Here is a 21773-nt window from a genome sequence, read left to right as displayed (position 1 = left end):
AAACTATACTTCCTAAAACTGCAACATAAATCCTATTATAATTTGATTAAACTGTAAAACTTATGGATGATAGAAATTGATTGTAAAATAAAATTTACGTTGAATACAATTCATCTCAGAAAAGCTACAGTTCGGTAATACTTTTTATTTGAATAATGTGCATATTTCCAAATTTGGGGAATAATAATCAAAAAACGAACAGTTATGCAAACGTTGGCGAAAATTTTAGTCTTATTGTTAATTGGAAGTATCAATGCACAAGATCAGTATACCAAAGGAATGGAAAAAGCTTTTGAACTTTGGAAGAACAACAAAACGACAGAGGCATCCAATCTTTTTGAGCGCATTGCGATGGCAGAGCCCAATAAATGGCTTCCGCCTTATTATGTAGCACAAATCAATACACTTTCTTCCTTTGGAGAAAAAGACCTAGAAGAATTGTCGCAAAAGTTGGAAAAAGCGAAAGAGTATTCAGACCTTGCAAAAGCCATTTCACCAGATAATCCAGAACTTTTGGTGCAAGAGGCGATGATAAACACAGCTTGGATTTCATATGATGGTGCAACGTATGGGATGAAACTTTCTGGAAAGAACACACAACTATATAACAAAGCGATGGGAATAGCCCCAGAAAATCCCAGAGTAATACTTTCCAAAGCAGAATGGGACATGGGAAGTGCCAGATTTTTTGGCAAGGATACATCACCTTACTGCAAAGATGTTGAAAAGGCCTTGGAACTTTTTGTTACCTTTAAATCTGAAATCCCATTTTATCCGAAGTGGGGAAAGAAAAGAGCTGAAGAGGTTCTTGCCAGCTGTAAAATATAACTAATATGCCTCGCTTTTTCAAAGAGTTTTTTAAAGCATTTTTGGTAGGGGTTGCAATATTCATTGTTCTCTTAATCATTTATTATGCCAATGGGCAGGTATTTACTTTAGAAGAGTTTTGGGTAAGTTTTTTGGAGAACATGACCTTTTCCATAATCATATACTTATGCAATGCCTATGTTTTTATTGTACTACGCAAAAAATTTAGTAGACAATTGTACACTAAAAAGTACATTGCTTACGGAATTCTAGGAAACATTGTAGCTTCTGTATTTGGAATTTTTCTTTCACGTTTAACGCTTAATGTTTTCGTGAATGATGTTCCATTGGAGGCATTTTTGGCGGGTGAGCGTCCAGATTATTATTACATATCATTCACTATTTCTATGGTGGTGGTATTCATCTTCTATAGCGTTTTCTATTATAGATTCTACAAGGAAAAACAATTAAAGGAGCAGAAAATTATAGCTGGTACTGCCTCTGCACGTTTTGATGCGCTAAAAAATCAATTGGATCCCCATTTTTTGTTCAACAGTCTTAATGTATTGACCAGTCTTATTGAAGAGGACCCGCACCAAGCCCAAAAATTTACGACTTCCCTTTCAAAAGTATACCGTTATGTTCTTGAGCAGAAAAACAAGGATTTGGTTACTGTGGATGAAGAACTAAATTTTGCCCGTACTTATGTTAGGTTATTAAAAATGAGGTTTGAAGATAGTATCGTCTTTAGCATACCTGATAAATCGATTATTCCTGACTCGCGAATAGTACCACTATCATTACAGTTATTATTGGAAAATGCAGTAAAGCACAATGTGGTAACCTCGGCGAAACCATTACATATAACTGTAAAAGAAGAATCAGGAATGTTGATTGTGAGCAATAACCTTCAAGAAAAACAGGTCGTTAAAAAGAGTAGTGGTGTGGGTCTGCAAAATATACAACAGCGTTATGAGATTTTAACCGATAGACAAGTTTTTATTGACAAAACAGCATCCAATTTTAGTGTAGCTATTCCTATCCTCACGGAAAAACTTTCCGTTGTTGAAACCCAACAAAGCCATATTGCCGAAAAGAGGTATATAAAGGCAAAGGAAAAGGTAGATGCAGTTAAGTCTTTTTACAGTAATTTGATGACGTATTGCGTGGTTATTCCATGTTTATGGTGGCTTAACCTAAGGACTACAGATTTTCTATGGGCGCTGTTCCCAACAATTGGTTGGGGATTTGGTGTTTTGGCACATGGTATGGAAGCCTATGGATATAATCCACTTTGGGGAAAACGCTGGGAAGAGCGTAAAATTCAAGAACTGATGGACAAGGACGAGTTTTAGTTTTTGGTTTACGGATGACAGATGACAGATGACGGGTGACTATTTACAACTTTTAGTTCTTTTTATTTAAATTTCCTAAGCCCTAAGCCCTAAGCCCTAAGCCCTAAGCCCTAAGCCCTAAGCCCTAAGCCCCAAGCCCTTACTCCAAATACAAGCTCAAATTCTAAGTTCAAATTCAAGCTCAATTTTATTTTGAATGGTAAATAATATTTTTCTTGACCCTTGACCCTTGACCCTTGACCCTTGACCCTTGACCCTTGACCCTTGACCCTTGACCCTTGACCCTTGACCCTTGACCCTTGACCCTTTTCCAACAATCCATCCAATAAAATCAACAGTTCGGGAATCTACTTTCTCGCTTTTCCCAATATATGCCGAAGTTTGGTTTGTAATTAAAAATGTATTAACAACTAAAAAAATACCATTATGAAAGATTTCAATGAATACAAATACACAAAAGCAAAAGAGAAAGTTAATGGCATCAAATCTTTTTATTCCAATCTTTTCATTTATTGCCTTGTCATTTCCATTTTGGCTTATATCAATTACAGAACCACCGGTTTCCTATGGTTTCTTTTCCCTGCCTTGGGCTGGGGAATAGGATTAATGGGACTATGGATGAAAGCTTATGGATACAACCCTATCTTAGGAAGAGACTGGGAAGAACGTAAAATCAATGAATTTATGACCACCAACAAACTCTGATGTTTCAGTATATTTAACTATACATCTAACCAAAAAAATATAATGGAAAATTTAAATAAGGAAAGTAAATATCTAAAGGCCAAAGAAAGGGTAGGGCAATTAAAAAAATTTTATGCCAATCTCTGTACCTACATACTAGTAATTTCAGCACTGGCATTAATTAATTACCTAACCAACGGATTTAGATATGCGTGGTTCTTATGGGCGGCTTTTGGATGGGGAATAGGAGTCTTTTTTCATGCCATTGGGACTTTTAACCTTAACCCATTTTTTGGAAAAAGTTGGGAAGAGCGCAAAATAAAGCAGTTTATGCAAAATGAAGAAAAAAACGAAAAATGGAGATAATTATGGAGTTGTACAATCAAGAAAAATTTAAAAGGGCAAAGAGACAGATTGAGAAGTTAAAGGGGTTTTACATTCATTTGGCCGTTTATGTAGCAGTAAACGCATTTATTCTTGTAAATATCTACTTGAACACTGATAACTTTTGGGAATGGGGCCATTTCTTTACCCTTTTTGGATGGGGAATAGGAGTGGTGTTTCATGCCGCAAGGACCTTTAATTTTAATCCATTTTTCAATAAGAAATGGGAGGAACGCCAAATTCAGAAGTACATTGAAGAGGATAAAAGGGAAATGGATAAATATAAATAACGTGAAACAGGTATATACTAACAGAGAGCGGGCAAAGAAAAGGGTGTCACAACTAAAAAGTTTGTATTCCCATATAACTGTTTATATAATTATCAATATAATATTGTTCGCAATAAAGGCTTATTATCTTGACATTTTTGAAAATATTGCATCCGGCGGTGTAACTATAGGAAGTTTGTTAAGCTGGGATATACTGTCCACGCCTATTTTTTGGGGAGTTATTTTGGTCGTTCACAGTATAAGGGTCTATAGTAACCCTATGATTGAAAAATGGGAAACTAAGCAGATACAAAAATATATGCAAAAGGAAGAGGGCGCAAGCGGCCAAAACAAAAATTTTAAATGAATAAGATGAATGTAATCATTATTGAAGACGAAAAACCAGCAGCAAGGAGATTGAACAGATTACTTTCAGAACTGGATGTTGAGGTTTCCACCATGTTGCATTCGGTGGATGAATCGATTGAATGGTTTCAAAACAATTCACACCCAGATCTTATTTTTTTGGATATTCAACTTTCTGACGGTCTTTCTTTCGAGATATTCGAAACTATTGAAGTTAAAAGTGCCATCATTTTTACTACCGCTTATGACGAATACGCACTGCAGGCATTTAAATTAAATAGTATTGATTATCTACTAAAACCGATTGATGATGAAGAATTGGAAAGTGCCGTGAAAAAGTATAGGGATTTTAAGCCTTTATCACAAAAAATTTCTGTTGATTTCAACGATATAAAAAACCTATTGGTCAATCCGCTTGAACGTGAATTTAAAAAACGTTTCACGGTAAAGGTAGGGCAGCATTTGAAAATTATCAATGCCGATGACGTTGAATGTTTTTATAGTGAAAACAAAGGTACCTACGCTGCAACATCCGAAGGAAGAAATTACCTATTGGATACCACACTTGAAAATTTGGAAGAGGAACTATCGCCAAAAATATTTTTCAGAGTGAGCCGAAAGTTCTATGTGAATATCAACCATATCAATGATATCATTTCATATACAAATTCTAGGTTAAAAATCAAGTTGAACCGCTTCAATGAGAAAGAAATCATAGTAAGCCGTGAACGCGTAAAGGACTTTAAGCTTTGGTTAGAATGAAATTATGTAATTTAATGGATTTCAAATATTTAAATAGTATTAAAAATCTATATAGATTTTTCTTATAGTAGCTTTTTTCTATAAAAAACTAGCTTTTTTCAATCCGATTGTCATCAAATGCAGAGGGTAACAATTTAGGGATTAATTTTATAAAAATTGGTAATAGAACAGCTCCTCCAGGTAACATAAAAATAGCCAAAGACGGGATAGTCTTAAAAGTATCCAAGAGGTGTTTTTGTACTTTTTTCTTTTCTTCCTTACTCAATTCCCTTACCGTGGATTTTGACAAAAGGGACAGAAGCTCTTTACTTTCCGTAAGTTCTTTTTTTAGTCTTTTGCTGTTCCGTAAAATTAATTTACTTACGTTTTTGGACATCCCTTCATAGAACTGAAATGCCAAATTCTTATCGTTTAAATAGGTGGCTTTTTCTAGATTTTTTTCAAAGAAATCCATGACAAAATCCAAGGCAGCTTTTACTTCGATTTCTGTTCTCCCCAAATCTTTTCCAAGACCAAAAATATAGTCAGATTCAGTATGTTCCAATGAGCCATCCTCCCATAAGGTCAAGCATGCAATATCCAAAAAGAAATTCTTTTCATAATCGGTAAAATTATGCTTTAGCAAGCCTCTGTAGTTTCCATCAAAATCAGCTTCTTCTAAATTGATATAAGTTAAAGAAGAGGCCAAAATCTGTACAAGCTTCACATCTTTTTTATTGGTTTCTTTAGAATTTAAAGTATGGTATGCAATGTTTATGGTTATATATTCCAATAATTGTGCATGCTGCCTTACGGGCTTATGATTTTTAAGATATATTCTAAATATCAAAACATCCACATAGAGCAATGAATTGGTCAGGCTGTTGCCAAAAGCTCGGTTAAACGTATTATTGCCCAAATAGATTCTAGAATCAATGAGCTTTTCCAATTGGGATTTAGTTTGTTTGCCGGTCAATATCTTATTTAAAAAAGATACCTTGCCCACGTCCAATGACTGATAATAAGTAAAAACAGTATTTACAAAAACATCAAAATCAATTTCATTTTTTTCAAATCTGAAGGTAAAGTAGAGCGCGGTCAACAAATTTATTTTTGCTATTTCATCCTCTGTCAATTTATGCTCCACAGGAATAAAAGAAGGAATGTCCAAATGGACACCATAGATAAAGCCATTGGCTTTAAGCTGTGTATAGAGGCTCTCAAAATCCTTAAAATGTAGATTTTCTTTATTTACTAGATGTCCAAACTTATTGATCCAGCCAGAAGATGAGGGATTCATTAATTTTTGTTTACCTGTCAAATTAACACAAAATATAGGACTTTGATGAAACGGTAAGAACTATAAGTAAGAAAAATCGTAATTTAAGGTAAATGCTGTGGACCTCCTACCTAAGACTCAATTTTATCATTATCCAAAACTATTTCCTCATTTTGTTGAATGATTTCAATGCCTTTCTGCATTACCAGGTTTGTGGGTATGGAAATTCTCCTGCCATCATCAGTGCGCATAAAAAGATAAAAGCCACTTATATCTTCTACTTTCCCTGTCCAGTCAAAATCTTTATCCATTACCCTAACTTTATCGCCCAAGCGCAAAGGGTGACTAAAAAAAAGGATGACACTAGCCGTTAAATTGGACAAAATAGACCATTGCGCGACAAAGCCAATACCTAAAATTGCCAATATAGATGATATAAAAACCGAAAACTCCTGAATGTTCACACCCCAAATTAGGGTAATTATCACCACTGCCAGACCGTAAAAGAACAAGTTGCTCAGATAGAAAATAATCTTTCTGTTGTTCATATCTATGGAACTTGTCCTGCCAAATCTACGTATGGCCCTTTTGTTAAGTGAGTTCAAACCAAAAATAACCACCAATGAAATTATTGTAATAAGTATTTCAGTTTTAACTGTCATCATATCCACCATAGCGTAATATTAATTATTTGATTTAACTTATTCCTCTAAACTAAAAGCAATCGTTTTTATTTTTCTGCAAATGACGAAAGATTTTGAAAATAATACAACTGTAATCAATTATTCTGCTATGGACTACTACAGCAGACAGTTTTCCATTGAGAAAGATATGATACTCTCCAAGAACGATAAGACCGTAACATGGGTAAATACCTACGGTTTTGATTTTATGGAAGATTTTAGGGAAATGGTTTTAGCAAATAACATGGACGATTTTCTCTTAAGATTACTTATTGGGAAAAGTCATGGTAGCAAGGTGATTGAATTGGAGAATCAATTGTTTATCACGGCCAAGATCATAAAAACCGAAAACAACACCATAGAGACAGAGCAAATGTTTTTTGTAGTGGCGGAAGATTTTGTGTGGTGCATTCAAGAAAAGGTTGGGGACCATTTTGATTGGATTCGTGATAGAATTGCTAACAATAAAGGTATCATCCGTAAGAAAAGAGCGGATTACCTGTTATATTTTATACTGGAGACGATTATTTCCAATTATAAAGAAAAATACAACGGTTTTGATGTTATGGAAGAGATGTTTTCTGCCAATACAAAGCTTGAACCTACGCCAGAATTTATGCTTAAAATAGAAGAGCAGAAACAACTGACCATTCAATTTAAAAAATCTTCTTACGGATTAAGGGATATTATGGTGAAGCTGGAAAGATTGCAAATAAAAGGCATCAGGTCAAAGTATTTCAGTGATTTGCGCGAGCAAATAAATGGACTTTTAAACGATATTGATTCCGATATAAACGAATTGGACAGTAAAGTAAATCTACTTTTCAACATTCAAGGTCACCGTCTTAACCAAGTCATGAAAACCTTGACGATTTTTTCGGTCATTTTTATCCCTCTGACCTTTATGGCGGGAATTTATGGGATGAACTTTGAAAACATTCCTGAATTGCGTTTTAAATATGGCTATTTTATCCTTTTGGGTGTTATGTTGCTCGTAACGCTCATATCCATTTTAATTTTTAAGTATAAAAAGTGGTTCTGATTTTTGATATCCCTAAATATCAAATTATTTTTCTATTTGATTTTTCCATCGTGGAATGCCGCTCGTTTCCATCCAGTGTCAGTATAAGTCCACAAGTTGGTAACCCTGTATTCACTTTTCTTTATTTCACCGTTTTTATCTATTGAAGTACTGACCTTTGCTGTAACTACTGATGTTTTACCAAAAAACTCGAACTGAATATTTTCCATCTTATAGCTGTTGATTTTTAAACGCCCCGATGCTATATCCCCATTTCTAGAGTCTAGATAATTGAACCACTTTTTTCTGTCAATAGCTTTGGAACTACCATTGGTATGCACATAATTTTCAACTATCAATGAGTCAATAATTTCGATATCACTGTTTGCAAAAGCAGCATTGAATTTATCGATAACCAATTTTAGTTCATCTTTTTGCTTTTGGGTAAGTTGTTGTGGCTCAGTTTCACATGAACAACACAATAATATTGCTATAAAAAATGTCCAACCTAAAAAAATAGATAATCGCATTTTAATTTAATTAGGGATAGTTGATAACCGATTTATGGTTTCTGAATCAAATTAGTTTAGGTACAGTTGAAGTTTACCATATCAAGAATTGAAGGGGACACTTAAGCTATATTGATTCCCTTCAGGACAAGGCTTTTCCACTTGGGGTTCCTTTTTATGTACATGGCTACGAATGGACATAGCGGAACCAATGTTAGATCCTTCTTCTTTATGTATTCCAAGCTTTGTTTTATCAACTCGGTTCCCACACCTTTACCTTCAAATCCCTTGGGCACTTCGGTGTGGGTTAGATAGATTTTTTCCTTTGCTTTGATATACTCAATTTTAGCCACGGACTCATCAAGCTTAAATTGAAATTGCTTGGCTTCCTCGTTGTTTACTAGTTGATATTGGGATTCCATTGTTCAAATATGTATTAATAGTAGCCCAGAGCCCCTGATGGACACTGGTCAATTTGATTCTTTAATGCTTCGGTACTCGCATTCTCAACCTTGATCCATGGTTTTTCTTTAGGATTGTAAACTTCGGGCAGCATTTTTACACAGATGCCCGCATGTTCACATAGTTTTGGTTTCCATACCACGGTAACCTCGCCATTGGAATATTCTTTGATAATTTCCATATTCAAATACAATTTGCATTAAAGAAGAGCCGCTACATGAATAGCGGCTCAATTTAAAACGTTATTGAATTATTCCCGTACAGGCTATTCTTGCACCTGCTGCACCACTTGGCTGAGAAGTAAAATCGTCAACACCTTGGTGTACGATAATTGCTTTGCCAACTATGTTTTTGGTTTCGTCATCACAATCTATGCACCATTCATTGGTTGCAAAATCAACAGAAGCATTGCCTTCGGAATCGGCTACGAAATTACCGATATCCCCTTTGTGATATCCGCCTTCGGCACCCCATTTTGCATGTGGTTGAAAAGTAGGGTTCCAATGTCCCCCTGTCGATTTTCCATCCGCAGAAGAACAATCTGCCTTTTCATGAATATGTATGGCATGTTCACCAGGGGTTAGCCCGGACAAAGAAGCTTTCATGACTACGTTTCCATTATCTTCTGTAAAACTGACCTCGCCATTGACATTACTATCGCTTTTAGGCTCCAGTTGGAAGTTTATGGTTTTGGCCATAGCCGTTTCCTTGACTTCGTCAGCTGTGACATCCACAGTTTCTTCAACTTCTTCCGCTGCTTCATCAGATTCCTTTTTTACGTCTTTGCAGCTAAATGCTGTAAACAATATAATTCCCAAAGGAAATGCAATTATTTTTTTCATGATAAATGTTTTTAGGATTTGCCTAAAGTTACTGATTATTTAAGGAGGTATCAACAGTTTTCTTTTAGCGTAGTTTCAGAATTCTTTTAATAATTCCCTATTGTCACGAATACCCCTTTTAAGGTTTTCGCACAGCAAAAGTGTTTTGTCTATTTTGGTCTGAGAGTTTTTATAACGGGTTATCATGTAAATTATACCTCGTTTCTTACCATCCGTAAGGCTTTCAAATATAGTATAGGCATCATAATCACTCAGCATGACCGCATCAAACTCTTCAGGGACGGCTACTCCATATTTAGAGGTATCTTCAAAAAGTTGAAGTTGAAAATAATCGTTTAGGAAAAGGCCCAGTGCCTTTTGATTTTTCTTCCCGAACATGATAAGGTAAGCACCTTTTCTTTTCAATAGCGCAGCATAAATTTCTATGGATTTATCTTCAAAACATGCCACGACCCTAACACGTTTATGTTTTTTTTCAACAAAGGGCTTGGCAATTTCAAATGGAATGGCAATCAAGTGCATGCCGTTCGCGTTCTTTCCGATGCTTACTTCAAAACTTGGACTTTGCATTTAGCGTACCCTTAATTTTAAATGGAGATTTACGATTATTTTAATAAAGATAATACGTCACCCTGATTATATTTCAGGGTCTCACTTGATTTTTTTGATTTACACCACTATGGGATTCTGAAACCCCGTCTACCTATCGGGCAGGAAGTACAGAATGACGGACTTTAGTCAATCAATTTGGTCAAAATCTGTGTCTTACTGTGCAGGGTTCTATGGACTGGGCACTTATCTGCGATTTCCATAATCTTTGCTCTTTGTTTTTCGTCAAGATCCCCAGCGAGTTTAATTTCCCGTTGAAACGTATCGATTTTAGCAGTGTCATCTTCGCAATTTTCACAATCCTCGGCGTGGGATTTGCTATAGGAAGTATGAACTTTTACATTATCAACGGGCCACCCCTTTCTTCTGGCATACATTTGAATGGTCATTGCAGTACATGCCGATAATCCCGCAGAAACCAATTCATATGGAGAAGGACCAAAATCATTTCCATTATATTCCTTGGGCTCATCAGCAATCATATAATGATTGCCTACTTTCATTTGTGTAGTAAAATAATCTTCACCATCCAAACTTGCCACAACCTGATGTTTTGTTCTTAAACTTTCATCAACTGGCGCTTCTATGGACAGATATCTATTTGCCCATCCAGATATAACTTTACCCACATAAGTGGAATCTTTTTTGTCAAAAAGCAAATGGTCTGCCCCGTCCAGTGATACAAAACTTTTGGGATGATGGGCCGCAACATAAATTTCTTCTGCATTTTTTATGCTTACGGTATCGTCTTGTGGCGAATGCATAATGAGCAAGGGCTTTCGTAGTGATTTTGCGGTTTCAGGAAGCGATTTGGTGTCTAGGTCATCTACAAATTGCTTTTTGATTTTAAAGTCGCGACCGCTTAAATTGACGACCGCTTCTCCATTGGCGTTAATTTCTTCCAATCCACTTTTAAAAAGATGTTTTACATGTTTTGGGTTTGAAGGCGCACCCACAGTTGCTATGGCATCAACAGATTCTATTTCAGTTGCAGCAAAGATAACCGCGGCACCCCCTAAAGAATGTCCAATAAGCAGTGACGGGGATTCATAGTTTTCTCTTAGAAAATCTGCTGCGGCTACCAAATCCTCTACATTGCCAGAAAAGTTGGTGTCCGCAAAATCGCCATCACTTTCCCCAAGTCCCGTAAAATCGAACCGAAGCACTGCAAAACCATTTGCGGTCAATGCTTTACTGATATTCTTAACGGCAGAAAGGTTCTTGGTACAGGTAAAACAATGGGCAAATAAAGCATAATTATGTGGATGCCTGTCTGCGGGAAATTCTAAGCGGCCTACAAGTTGTTGCCCTTCTTTATTGGTGAATGTGATTTTTTGTAAGCTCATGATAATAGTTTTCAATATTCGATTAAGTCGAAATATTTATAGAACCTTATCAAGTTACAATATCGATTTTAAAATTTGAAAGTTAATTTGATGAATCAGCTTTTATGTTAAAAAGCCTTGGTATTGAAAGCTCACTTTTGATAGTATACTTTGAAACAGCTTCAATTTGGTATTCATATTTTCCTGGTGGCAAATCACTGGACTCCCATCTTCTACTATCTGCTGTTAGTTCTTTTTCAGAAAGTATAAGTTCACCGTTCTCATATAAACGAAAACCCGCTAAATCATCAATTAAATTGCTGTATTTCCAGTTTAATGTGATCTTTGAACCGTTCAATGATATGGGCCAAACACTGGTTGTTGGTAGTTCTTTTGAAGGGACATAAATGGATAGGGTGTCACTTATTGGAGACTTTTCAAAAGAATATTGTTTTTCGTAACGTGCTTGAACTTGAAATTGATATAATTTTCCAAATCTGTTGGGAGTTAAATAATCATAAGTATTTCTCTTTATATCAATCGATGCTTGAAGTGCTAATTCCTTGCCAATTCCAGCAACATATAACAAATACTCAAGCCCTGCTATATCTTCATGAGGTTCTTCTCCCCATGTTAACCGTACATACCGTTTATTCTCTTTCTCGATTATTGTACCATTAAGATTTTTAGGTTTTTCGAGTAGTTTATCGACTTGTTCGTCCGTAATCTGTTGGGCCATAAGTAAACCCAAACCAAACAGGAAAAAAAATGTAAAGAGATATGTTTTCATAAATTGATTTTGATAAAAAACGTAGCCTTCTAGACTATAGTATCAAGAATGACAAAATATGCAATGGTGAAATTTCTTTATTTCCTTTTTCGTAAATCAGGGTTAAAGAAGAAACCTATCTGAAGACGATCGAACACTGTATTGCTAAAATGATTTTTTAAATAACCTATCTGTACATTGCTGTTATGCGTAACATTTACCCCGCCTGCAAAATACAATCGATTTTGATTAAAAATATCGTTTTGAAGATTAATGAACACCTCGTCATAAAAATTGAGGAAAAAGGTATCTGTCAATGGTAACGTGACCTGTAATCTATATCTGGCACGGTGTTCGGTAAAGGAATCGTTTAAATCCCTATTTTCCAAAAAACGTTGCTCCAACCTATAGCGATGTTCAAAAAGTAATTCCCAGACCTTATTTCTTAAAATCAACTGTTCAAAGATTCGATGTTCCAGAAGCGTGTTGTTCCCTATTGCATTGTCCCCCAAAGATTCATCTGGTCCCCTGAATGTGGGATCGGTATCTATATAAGCATAACCTCCAGTTAAGATTGCATTTTCGTTAATATGATAATTCAGTCCTGTTCGTAGTAACAGTTGATTAAAGTTAGCGGTAGTCTCATAGTATCGAAATTGTGCTTCGGTATGTATGCTCAGTTTTTCTGAAATTCTGTTCATGCCAAAGTACATATACCATGCACCTAGTTCTTCTTCGCCGGTTTCTTGTCCATATACAAAAGGGGAAATACTTATTGCAATTAGCAAAAAAAGTCTTTTCATAGAAATAACATTACCGATTAGAATCAAATTAACCACTTTAAAATTATAGACCTAACTGTTGGAATAAATGATGATTTATTTTATGGTAAAAGTTTGAATTTGCTTGAACGGTGATACATCCAATGCCTCAATACTTTCCCGATAGGCTTTCCAATCAGTGCTAAAGAAAGAATTGGTCTTTTTAAGGGCGGAATTCAGTTCTTCTTCTGCAAATTTGATAAGATTGTTCTCTGTTTTGGTCATTCCTGTTTTACGGGTATTTACATATCTACTTGCAACATCGATACGTTGCATTACCGTAATTTCAGGATTTCGGGTTATTCCTTGGCGCTTATCGTCTTTGCCTATATAAAGGGCAATGATCGAATCTATTTGTTTTACAATGTCTTTGGAGGATTTTATCTGTGCCTTGTACTTTTCCTTGTCCATTTCTTTAAGTTCTTTCACAAATTTATTGGCCAAATCCTTACTTTCGTTAAGTTGTTTTACGGCATCGGCCGCTTTTTGGGTGTAGTTTTCCAACTTTTTACCTGTTTCGTATACTTGGTCAATGGCAGTGGTGGAAAACGTTAACCTTGGGTCCAATTTCACGCTTATGTTCGTAGAATCCATGAGTTCCCCATAGTGCATAATAACTTTGTAAATCCCAGGTTTTACCTCCACACCGCCAGTTTCTTTTTTATCCTTACTGATTTTTCTTGACGGCCTGTCCGGACCTTTTTCATCAAGACTCCAGTAAATCCGGTGAAAGCCAGCTTTTTTGGGAGTTCTATATTTTAATGTTCGTACCAATCTATCCCCATCAAAGAATTTGAAAACAATGGAGTCTTTTGTTTTTTCCTCATTATCCTCAATTTCTTTTACTTCCTCATCTTTTTTCTCGTCGGTATCGTCTTCTTTTTTGGGTTGTTCAACTTCTTTCAAATAATAAGTGATCATTGCACCGTACTTTCGATTTTCGGCGTTATAGAGTGCGTCCCCACCAAAACGACTTCCCGTAGGTTGTTGGTAGGCGGCTAAATAGGCATCGGGACTATCAAAAAGACTGATTTCCTTTTGAAGGATTGATGGGTTTTTTGCCAAAGTGCGTAGAGGACGAATATCGTCCAAAACCCATGCTGCACGCCCAAATGTACCGATGACCAAATCGTTTTCCCTCGGATGGATAACCAAATCCTTGGTAGAAACAGTTGGAAAACCTTCAGTCCATTTTTGCCATGTTTCACCTGCATTTAATGAAATGTAAAGGCCATCATCGGTTCCTAAAAACAAAAGGTTCGGGTTTTCAGAATCTTCGACTATTGATAGTGTATAGCTTTCCACATCATCACCATCTACAATTCGAGCCCAGGTTTTACCATAGTTTTTGGTGCGATACGCATACGGGGTGTAATTAAATCTTCTGTAGTCGTTTGCAATCAAAAGTGCCTCTCCCTTGTTGTTTTTGGAGGCCTTAATTTGTGGAATCCAACTTCCTTTGGGTAGTCCTTTAATATTTTCCGTGACCTCCGTCCAGCTTGTACCACCATTTTGGGTAAAATGTACGCGGCCATCGTCCGTGCCTACCCAAAGCATATCTTTTTCAACTGGGGAAGGTTCAATTACAAGAATGGTAGTATGATTTTCGGCTCCTGTGGCATCCATGGTCAATCCACCACTTTCACTTTGTTTTTGTTTCTCTTTGTCATTGGTAGTCAAATCTGGGGATATTACTTCCCATGTCAATCCTTTATCTGTGGATCTGTGCACAAATTGACTTCCAAAATAAACGGTGCTATTATCAAATGGGTCTTGTCCAATACCAGCGTTCCAATTAAATCGAAGCTTTGTTTCCGCATCGGGCGGGGTAGGGCGCACAATATAATTGTTTCCGGTTTTCCAGTCGTAGCGCGAAACATACCCTTGCTGGCTCATAGCGTAGCCAAATTGATTATCGTCCAAATCGGGTACAACATCAAAACCATCGCCAAAAGCGATTTCTTGCCAATAACTGTTTCGTATACCTTGAGTTTTCCAAACGTAGGCAGGGCCTCTCCAAGAACCGTTATCTTGCATACCTCCGTATACGTTATAGGGATATTCGTTATCTACGTTAATGTGGTAGAATTGTGCTACAGGCAGGTTTCCAATAAACCGCCATGTTTTACCGCCATCTTTGGAAATATTCATTCCCCCATCGTTCCCATCAATTAAGAATTGGCCATTTTGGGGATGAATCCAAAAAGCATGATGGTCAGGATGTACACCATTGGTTACATCGCTTCCGTATGCATTCATCAACTGCTTAAAATTTTTACCCCCATCTTCCGAAACGTTCACAAAAGTAAAGATAGAGTAGACCCTGTTTTCATTTTGTGGGTCGACATAGATTTCTGAATAATAGAAAGGACGGTTTCCGATGTCATTTTTATCATTGACTTTTTCCCATTTAAATCCACCATCTTCAGATTTATAGAGGGCATTTTTCTTTGCTTCGATCAAAGCATATACCACATTGGGTTTATTCTTGGCAATGGCAATACCTATTCTTCCCAGTTCTCCTTTTGGGAGTCCATCTTCATCTGTCAATTCCTTCCATGTTGTACCGCCATCGTGCGTCATATAGAGACCACTGCCTTCACCGCCTGATTTAAAGAACCAGGGGTCTCTTTTGTGTTCCCACATCGCTGCAATCAATTTATTGGGATTGGTCGGGTCCATTATCAGGTCTGCAACCCCTGTTTTATTGTTCACAAAGAGGATTTTCTCCCAGGTTTCCCCTCCATCCGTTGTTTTGTACACGCCACGCTCCGAGTGTACGCCCCATGGAGATCCAATGGCTCCAACATAAACAATATCTGAATTCATAGGGTCTATTAGTACTCTATGGATGTGTCGGGTATTTTCAAGACCCATACTTTTCCATGTTTTACCGCCATCTAAAGATTTATATATGCCGTAACCACCATTAAGACTGTTTCTTGGATTTCCCTCGCCGGTACCGACCCAAATTACAGAGGGGTTGGATTGCTGAATGGCGACCGCACCTATGGAAGCCGTAACCTCATTATCAAAAATCGGCTCCCAATTTATACCGCCCGAGTTGGATTTCCAAAGTCCGCCGGAAGCAGTGCCCACATACATAACATCTGGATTGGAATGGACTACGTCTATCGAAGTGACCCTACCGCTCATCCCCGCAGGACCGATGTTTCGAGGTTTCATGTCTTGGACGAGGTCCATGGAAAATTCTTGTGCAAATAAGGAGGAGATAGATGCCAATAGCATCAAGATAGTGTAGAATTGCTTCATTATAGGCTGAATTAGTTAGCTAAAGATATATAAAAGGGAAACGTGATTTCTTAAAAGCTTGTTAAGGAAATAGGTTGATTTTTTTTTAACTGTGAGCTATGAATGGGATGGTTTTATAATTTATTGGTAACAAAACATGGGAATTTGCGTCTCATCGACATATCAATCAAACCAAAAAATGAAAAAAACACTTAATCAAAAAAACAGAATCTTAATTACGCTACTAGTTACACTTTTAATCTGGGTGCATTTGGCCTGGGATTATTTTCATGGTGGCATCCCTACGCATTACATACTGCATGACGATAGCCTACCTGGCATCCCTAATTGGTTGGGAGGTATCATATTGCCCTTTTTCACCTATTTTTTATTGTATCGTATTCATAAACGTCTCAATACTGAAAATATAAATGAATCTTTAAAAAAAGTGGGACTTAGGTTTTTTATTGCTGCGCTATTATCGACAATCATATCCATTTGTTTTTTAAATGGGATTGATATTATAGACTATATAATGGGGTCGATTCTTATTTTAGCCTTTGTTTTTCCACTATACAAATCTGAGTTTTTGTTGGGTTGGGTCATTGGGTCTGCGTTAACTTTTGGTGCCATTATTCCCATTGTATTTGGTAGTATGTTATGCCTACTTTTCTTTGTCTTGTATAAAATGGGAAAAGGGGTTATCGGTTTGTTCAAACCAAAAAAAGTCTAGTTTTTTATATTTTCATAAAAATTCCAAAAAGCTCGTTTCCCTGTCTAGCTGGGATTGAATTGTAGCAGCGCTCAAAGGAAATGGGCTTAAGATAGGTCGTTAAATATTTTAAATAAAGCGACCTATCACCCCCAAAAGGTCGTTTTTCCATATCATCCGCTAGTGGAATATCAAACCAAACGCCCACTAATTTTCCATTAGGTTTAAGCAAATTGGACATTTGTTCGGCATAAGCAAATCTGTTGTCATCCGTTGGAACGAAGGAACAGAAAAAGGTTTGTTCAAATATGATATCGTATTGTTCTTGATGGTCAAAGAAGTTTTCCTGTAACAATTGTGTCGATGGAAATTTGGGATTTCTTTTTTGAAAGGCTTGCAACGGAATTGGGGAGATATCCATAACGTACAGATTACGGAATCCACTTTCCCATAAATATTCGGCTTCGTAAGCATTTCCTGCACCGGGAATCAGAATTTTGATGGACTTATCCGTGAGTTGGTCAATATAGGCCTTCAATGGAGTGGATGGATAGCCTATGTCCCAACCAGTACGCTCTTCTTCATAGCGCTGGGTCCAATAATTTTGTTCATTTTCTTTTTGCATCAAAAAAAATCCGGGTCAAGTTCTAAAAATAAACAAAAGGCTTCAAGTGCAAACGAATAGAATTCATAATAGAAATAAATGGTAAATTACATCGGAAGATAAAAAGCGAAAAATAATCAAACCCATAATACCTTTTTTGGTAAAAATATACACCATCGATGAATTTATCCAATAAAAAAAAGTGTTTCATTTTAAATAGATCAATTATTCTTTTCATCCTTTTCCTATCATTTTTCTATGGTTGCAAAACCGAGGAAAAAGAACTTGCTGGTGAAGATTCAAATCAGCCTTATTCTTCAGATAGATATTCAGATTTAGTTGATCTGTTCAAAGAATGGAGAACATTTGAAAAACCTCCATTTGTTGAGGGAGCACCTGATTATACCAAAGAAACTTTTGAAAAACGTTGGCCTGGATTTCAGGAATTACGATCAAAATTGAAAGCTATCGATACAACAGGATGGTCCGTAGCAAATAAAGTGGATTGGATGGTGGTTTGGGCCGAAATGAACGGATACGATTTTAACCATCGTGTTCTGAAGCCTTGGGTCCGTGACCCCGCTTTTTACAAATCGGTTTGGACGTATAAAAGTGACGTTCCCGCACATGAAGGACCAACACATCATGCAACCACAGAATTATGGACCTATGATTTTCCGTTATCCCCAAAGGAAAGAACCCGACTTTTGGATGATTTAAAGGTCATACCCATATTGAATGAGCAAGCGAAACTCAATTTATTAGGAAACGCCAAGGATTTATGGATTACGGGGATTCGGGATATTCAAAATCAAAGTAAGGTATTGCAAGCCTTAAAAAGTCAGGATATGGTTAAAGATGATTCTCAATTAGTATCCATAATCGATAATGCTATAATGGCTACCGATGATTTTGTAGCATGGTTGCAATCCAAGTCCAAATCAAAAACAGGCCCTTCCGGTATTGGAAAAGAAAACTACACATGGTATCTGCAAAATGTACACTTGGTACCCTTAACTTGGGATGACGAGGTCATGATACTGAAGCGTGAACTGGCACGAGCTTGGACCGCATTAAAACTTGAAGAATACAGAAACAGGGATTTGCCACAATTGGTCGCTGCCAACTCGCCTGAGGCTTATAATAAAATGGCGGATGAAGCGGCAAAAAGTTTAATCACCTTTTTGGACTAGCAAGATATCGTAACGGTAAAGCCGTATTTTGATACTGCGCTTCGTGAGCATTTGGGGGAATTCGTGCCCGAAGAAAAACGAAATTTTTTCTTGATCGGGGAGCATTATGACCCAAGACCACTTTATTCCCATTTTTACCATTGGTTTGAATTGGCAAGAATGGAACAGGAACCCCATAAAAGCGAAATACGAAAAGGCCCTTTATTGTACAACATATTTGATTCCAGAAACGAGGGGACAGCCACTGCGGTAGAGGAAATGTTCATGCAGGCCGGTCTATATGATGATAGTCCAAGAACTAAAGAGATTGTATATATTATGATTGCCCAACGTGCAGCTAGAGGTCTGGGTTCACTGTATGCGCATGCCAACGAAATGACCATGGAAGAAGCGGGAGGCATCCATAGCGAATATACGCCCCGTGGCTGGATGAAAACGGAAAAAGAACTATTGATTTTTGAGCAACATCTCTATTTGCGCCAACCTGGATATGGCACCAGTTACATTACCGGGAAATATCTATTGGAAAACGCATTGGCGGAGTTTGCTAGAATGCAAGAGTCAAAAAATGAGCCGTTTATTGTAAAAGATTTTTTCGATAGGTTGAACAGTATTGGCAACATTCCAATTTCTTTGGGGCATTGGCAAATGACGGGTTCGGACCAACACCTTAAAATCCTTAAAGATTAATGGTTTTTAATCCAAATCGTTTACGGAGTTAACCCGTTGTGCATTTTGCTATTTTACCTTTCTGCCTTAAAATTTGGAGGTATACATGTCAAAACAACACATTTTTTCGTTACCCTGATTGTTTCAAGGTCTCATTATTATCAACGCGTTCAAAAATAAAATAAGGGATGTAGAAAGCTATCCATGCCGCTATTTGTGCAAGTTCCACATGACCAAAATTCAAGATTTTCAGTTTTTAAAATGCATTACAGGTTTAGTTAATCATTGTTCTCTGCCGAGGCTAAAAGGTTTTTTAAATCTTCCGCATTTAAAATTTGATTGCCCTTGATTACATGAGCTATGTTCTGGGTCTGCCTAATATCTTCCAATGGATTATTGTTCAATAAAACCAGGTCGGCTATTTTGCCTTTTGTTACAGAACCATAATCATTCTCTTTTTTTAAAAACTTGGAACCTCTGTATGCAGAATTCTGTAAAGCTTCTAAAGGTGAAATCCCCACGGCGACCATGGCCTCAAGTTCTTTGTGCAATGAAACACCGGGATAGGTGTAAGAATTAAAGGCTCCACTGTCCGAACCCGCCAATAAAGAGACCCCTGCATCGGACATTGTTTTGGCCAATTCCCCAAAAAAAGCATCCAGTTCTTTTCTATTTTGAACAGCCTCTGGAGTGGAATTTTTGACCCTGTTGATACGGCCTTCATACGTTTTAATGATGCCGTTGCCCATATATTTCAGGTATTCATCTTGACTATGGTCTTCTTCATCCAAATAGCTAAGTGTACGGCCGATATGGAGCGTGGGAATTGAAAAAACATGATTCTCCTTCATTTTGACAAATGTTGCTCTCGCAACCGAATCCGAGTAAGATGATTGTAAGGCGGGCATAGCTTCCCAAAAACTCATTTTATTGTTTTGAAGCTTTCCCGTGATTTCCGCTTCTCGGTCGGAACAACCTTTCATGATGTAGTACAAATGTTCTATGCCATCAATACCGGCTTCAATGGCTTCATGGAGTTCTACAGTAAAGGGCATGTGCCCAGAAGTTATGATACCACGTTTTTCCGCTTCTTCTATAGTCTTCAGATAAGCTGCTGAACTTATACGGCTATCATAAAGTTTTACATAATCCGTTGGAATGTTTTGTAGGGAATCCAAAGCTTTGGCGACATCGTCTTCGTCTTCGACCGCCAATGAGCCCGCCCAAGTGGCGTTGGGACCATCCAATTTTGGACCAGATGTAAAAATAGTGGGTCCCAAAAGCTCTTCTTTTTCAATTTCGGACTTCCATTGCATAACGGAATTGGTTAAATCCCCACCGGCATCCCTGACCGTTGTGATTCCATTGGCGATAAAAAGCTTTAGGAAATTCTTGTTGTCATCAATCAGCGAATCTCCTCCGCGAAAATGTACGTGATTGTCCCAAAACCCGGGCAGCAAATATTTCCCTTTGGCATTAATGCTATGTTCAATGGCTACAGTATCCAATGTGCTTTCTCCAACAATATTTGCAATTCGTCCCGCTTTTATAAAAACGGATTTTGTGCTTACCGTTCCATCTTCTAAATTGATTACGAAAGCATCTCGAATCAATAAATCGTAACTTTCCTTTGGCTTATCGGCACAGGAAAAATAAAAGAAAATTGATAAAAGCAGAACAAATTTGAAACTGGAATCCATAAAATTAAAGATTAGTGGTATGATGGATTTAAAGGTAGAGAATTCTAATTTTAAGCGGTCTCGTTTCTAGGGTAGGGAATACTGTAAGTGGTTATATGAGTTGTGATTTAAATTTATAAATACATACCAAACATAAAATCGGCGAAGATTTTTATAAGTAGAAGTGAACAAACAATTACTTATAACGATTTTTGACAAACGCTTTTATTTCAAATCTCGAATATATGCGTTAATAACGATTTATATTTTTGTCTATCCTTGTCAAATTTTCTTTGTATCGCAATCCATAAAACTATTCCTAAAGCTAATATTGTTCCTGCAAGAATGTACATGATAACATTGAAATTTATACCTGATATTATAGCAATGAGAAAACCTAATAATAAAAAGATATGTGTATAAATTATCAATTTTATTAAAAAGTGCTGTTTAAAAGTAATTTCTACATTAGTCTTATTTTCGGTGTCATTTTTTAATAAATTACCTTTAACAACTGTCCAATTCTGGAATGCCATATACCATGCATAAAGAATCCTTTTACGAATTTTAAAAGTCACTGATTTATTTTTTTCAAAATCAATGTCGAAAACAAATCCGCCGATAGACTTAAGCTCAGACTCTAGCTTTTCACTAATCTCTTTTGGGCTACTTTTTAATATAAATCTCCATACTTTCATTCTTTCTTGTTTTTAATGTTTGCCAACGGTCCCACTGCTA

The 21773-nt window shown here is 36.8% G+C and carries 25 protein-coding genes; 11 read left to right on the top strand and 14 right to left on the bottom strand.

Annotation, left to right across the window (positions count from 1 at the left end):
• The first annotated feature begins 204 nt into the window (after positions 1–204).
• From HME9304_RS00700 to HME9304_RS00665, 7 genes are all read left to right on the top strand, one after another.
• Positions 205–828 (top strand): hypothetical protein, encoded by a 624-nt coding sequence (locus tag HME9304_RS00700; protein ID WP_112376761.1) that lies wholly within the window; start codon positions 205–207, stop codon positions 826–828.
• 5 nt (positions 829–833) lie between these two features.
• Positions 834–2162, top strand: coding sequence for a 2TM domain-containing protein (locus HME9304_RS00695; RefSeq protein WP_112376760.1), 1329 nt, complete (start codon positions 834–836; stop codon positions 2160–2162).
• 426 nt (positions 2163–2588) lie between these two features.
• Positions 2589–2867 (top strand): 2TM domain-containing protein, encoded by a 279-nt coding sequence (locus HME9304_RS00685; protein WP_112376758.1) that lies wholly within the window; start codon positions 2589–2591, stop codon positions 2865–2867.
• A gap of 42 nt (positions 2868–2909) precedes the next feature.
• Positions 2910–3212 carry a 2TM domain-containing protein gene (locus HME9304_RS00680; protein WP_112376757.1) on the top strand — a complete coding sequence of 101 codons (303 nt, stop codon included), beginning with the start codon at positions 2910–2912 and terminating at the stop codon, positions 3210–3212.
• A complete protein-coding gene (locus tag HME9304_RS00675) occupies positions 3203–3520 on the top strand; it encodes a 2TM domain-containing protein (RefSeq protein WP_239023353.1) in 318 nt (105 codons plus the stop codon). The genes HME9304_RS00680 and HME9304_RS00675 overlap by 10 nt, the downstream gene beginning before the upstream one ends.
• Position 3521: 1 nt before the next feature.
• Positions 3522–3866, top strand: coding sequence for a 2TM domain-containing protein (locus tag HME9304_RS00670; protein ID WP_164674696.1), 345 nt, complete (start codon positions 3522–3524; stop codon positions 3864–3866).
• A 5-nt stretch (positions 3867–3871) separates the two neighbouring features.
• Complete coding sequence (locus HME9304_RS00665) at positions 3872–4627, top strand: LytR/AlgR family response regulator transcription factor (RefSeq protein WP_112379680.1); 756 nt, start codon at positions 3872–3874, stop codon at positions 4625–4627.
• 88 nt (positions 4628–4715) lie between these two features.
• Here the strand turns inward: HME9304_RS00665 and HME9304_RS00660 are convergent, their stop codons facing one another.
• A complete protein-coding gene (locus HME9304_RS00660) occupies positions 4716–5906 on the bottom strand; it encodes an LETM1-related biofilm-associated protein (RefSeq protein ID WP_112376755.1) in 1191 nt (396 codons plus the stop codon).
• A 110-nt stretch (positions 5907–6016) separates the two neighbouring features.
• On the bottom strand, positions 6017–6550 hold the full coding sequence (locus HME9304_RS00655) for a mechanosensitive ion channel family protein (RefSeq protein ID WP_239023352.1): 534 nt from the start codon (positions 6548–6550) through the stop codon (positions 6017–6019).
• 79 nt (positions 6551–6629) lie between these two features.
• On the opposite strand from HME9304_RS00655, the gene HME9304_RS00650 reads away from it, so the two are divergent.
• Positions 6630–7610 (top strand): CorA family divalent cation transporter, encoded by a 981-nt coding sequence (locus HME9304_RS00650; protein ID WP_112376753.1) that lies wholly within the window; start codon positions 6630–6632, stop codon positions 7608–7610.
• A 32-nt stretch (positions 7611–7642) separates the two neighbouring features.
• Here the strand turns inward: HME9304_RS00650 and HME9304_RS00645 are convergent, their stop codons facing one another.
• The 9 genes from HME9304_RS00645 to HME9304_RS00605 all read right to left on the bottom strand — a co-directional run bounded on the left by HME9304_RS00645 (position 7643) and on the right by HME9304_RS00605 (position 16199).
• Positions 7643–8119 (bottom strand): nuclear transport factor 2 family protein, encoded by a 477-nt coding sequence (locus HME9304_RS00645; RefSeq protein WP_112376752.1) that lies wholly within the window; start codon positions 8117–8119, stop codon positions 7643–7645.
• Between the two features lie 101 nt (positions 8120–8220).
• Positions 8221–8520, bottom strand: coding sequence for a GNAT family N-acetyltransferase (locus HME9304_RS00640; protein ID WP_112376751.1), 300 nt, complete (start codon positions 8518–8520; stop codon positions 8221–8223).
• Between the two features lie 14 nt (positions 8521–8534).
• Positions 8535–8741 (bottom strand): (4Fe-4S)-binding protein, encoded by a 207-nt coding sequence (locus tag HME9304_RS00635; protein WP_112376750.1) that lies wholly within the window; start codon positions 8739–8741, stop codon positions 8535–8537.
• 61 nt (positions 8742–8802) lie between these two features.
• Complete coding sequence (locus HME9304_RS00630) at positions 8803–9402, bottom strand: superoxide dismutase family protein (protein ID WP_112376749.1); 600 nt, start codon at positions 9400–9402, stop codon at positions 8803–8805.
• Between the two features lie 75 nt (positions 9403–9477).
• On the bottom strand, positions 9478–9972 hold the full coding sequence (locus HME9304_RS00625) for a YdeI/OmpD-associated family protein (RefSeq protein WP_239023348.1): 495 nt from the start codon (positions 9970–9972) through the stop codon (positions 9478–9480).
• 164 nt (positions 9973–10136) lie between these two features.
• Entirely contained in the window at positions 10137–11357 is a 1221-nt protein-coding gene (locus HME9304_RS00620; RefSeq protein ID WP_112376748.1) for a bifunctional alpha/beta hydrolase/OsmC family protein, read from the bottom strand.
• Between the two features lie 82 nt (positions 11358–11439).
• A complete protein-coding gene (locus HME9304_RS00615) occupies positions 11440–12126 on the bottom strand; it encodes a fibronectin type III domain-containing protein (RefSeq protein ID WP_112376747.1) in 687 nt (228 codons plus the stop codon).
• A gap of 77 nt (positions 12127–12203) precedes the next feature.
• On the bottom strand, positions 12204–12908 hold the full coding sequence (locus HME9304_RS00610; protein WP_112376746.1) for a DUF2490 domain-containing protein: 705 nt from the start codon (positions 12906–12908) through the stop codon (positions 12204–12206).
• Between the two features lie 75 nt (positions 12909–12983).
• A complete protein-coding gene (locus HME9304_RS00605; RefSeq protein WP_112376745.1) occupies positions 12984–16199 on the bottom strand; it encodes a VPS10 domain-containing protein in 3216 nt (1071 codons plus the stop codon).
• A gap of 178 nt (positions 16200–16377) precedes the next feature.
• Between HME9304_RS00605 and HME9304_RS00600 the strand changes: the two genes are divergently transcribed.
• Entirely contained in the window at positions 16378–16911 is a 534-nt protein-coding gene (locus HME9304_RS00600; protein ID WP_112376744.1) for a hypothetical protein, read from the top strand.
• 4 nt (positions 16912–16915) lie between these two features.
• Here HME9304_RS00600 and HME9304_RS00595 read toward each other — a convergent pair whose 3' ends face one another.
• Complete coding sequence (locus HME9304_RS00595) at positions 16916–17515, bottom strand: methyltransferase domain-containing protein (RefSeq protein ID WP_112376743.1); 600 nt, start codon at positions 17513–17515, stop codon at positions 16916–16918.
• Positions 17516–17673: 158 nt separating this feature from the next.
• On the opposite strand from HME9304_RS00595, the gene HME9304_RS17120 reads away from it, so the two are divergent.
• Positions 17674–18687, top strand: a complete 1014-nt coding sequence (locus tag HME9304_RS17120; protein ID WP_239023347.1) for a hypothetical protein — start codon at positions 17674–17676, stop codon at positions 18685–18687.
• Between the two features lie 63 nt (positions 18688–18750).
• On the top strand, positions 18751–19377 hold the full coding sequence (locus HME9304_RS17115) for a hypothetical protein (RefSeq protein WP_239023346.1): 627 nt from the start codon (positions 18751–18753) through the stop codon (positions 19375–19377).
• Positions 19378–19634: 257 nt separating this feature from the next.
• Here HME9304_RS17115 and HME9304_RS00585 read toward each other — a convergent pair whose 3' ends face one another.
• Both HME9304_RS00585 and HME9304_RS00580 read right to left on the bottom strand, forming a co-directional pair.
• Positions 19635–21056 (bottom strand): amidohydrolase family protein, encoded by a 1422-nt coding sequence (locus HME9304_RS00585; RefSeq protein WP_112376742.1) that lies wholly within the window; start codon positions 21054–21056, stop codon positions 19635–19637.
• Between the two features lie 209 nt (positions 21057–21265).
• The gene (locus tag HME9304_RS00580; protein ID WP_112376741.1) at positions 21266–21733 is read right to left on the bottom strand and encodes a DUF423 domain-containing protein; all 468 of its coding nucleotides are present in this window, start codon (positions 21731–21733) and stop codon (positions 21266–21268) included.
• Between the last annotated feature and the right edge of the window lie 40 nt (positions 21734–21773).

It is taken from the genome of Flagellimonas maritima, assembly GCF_003269425.1.
Lineage (GTDB): Bacteria > Bacteroidota > Bacteroidia > Flavobacteriales > Flavobacteriaceae > Flagellimonas > Flagellimonas maritima.
This window is presented reverse-complemented; position numbering and strand designations above follow the sequence as displayed.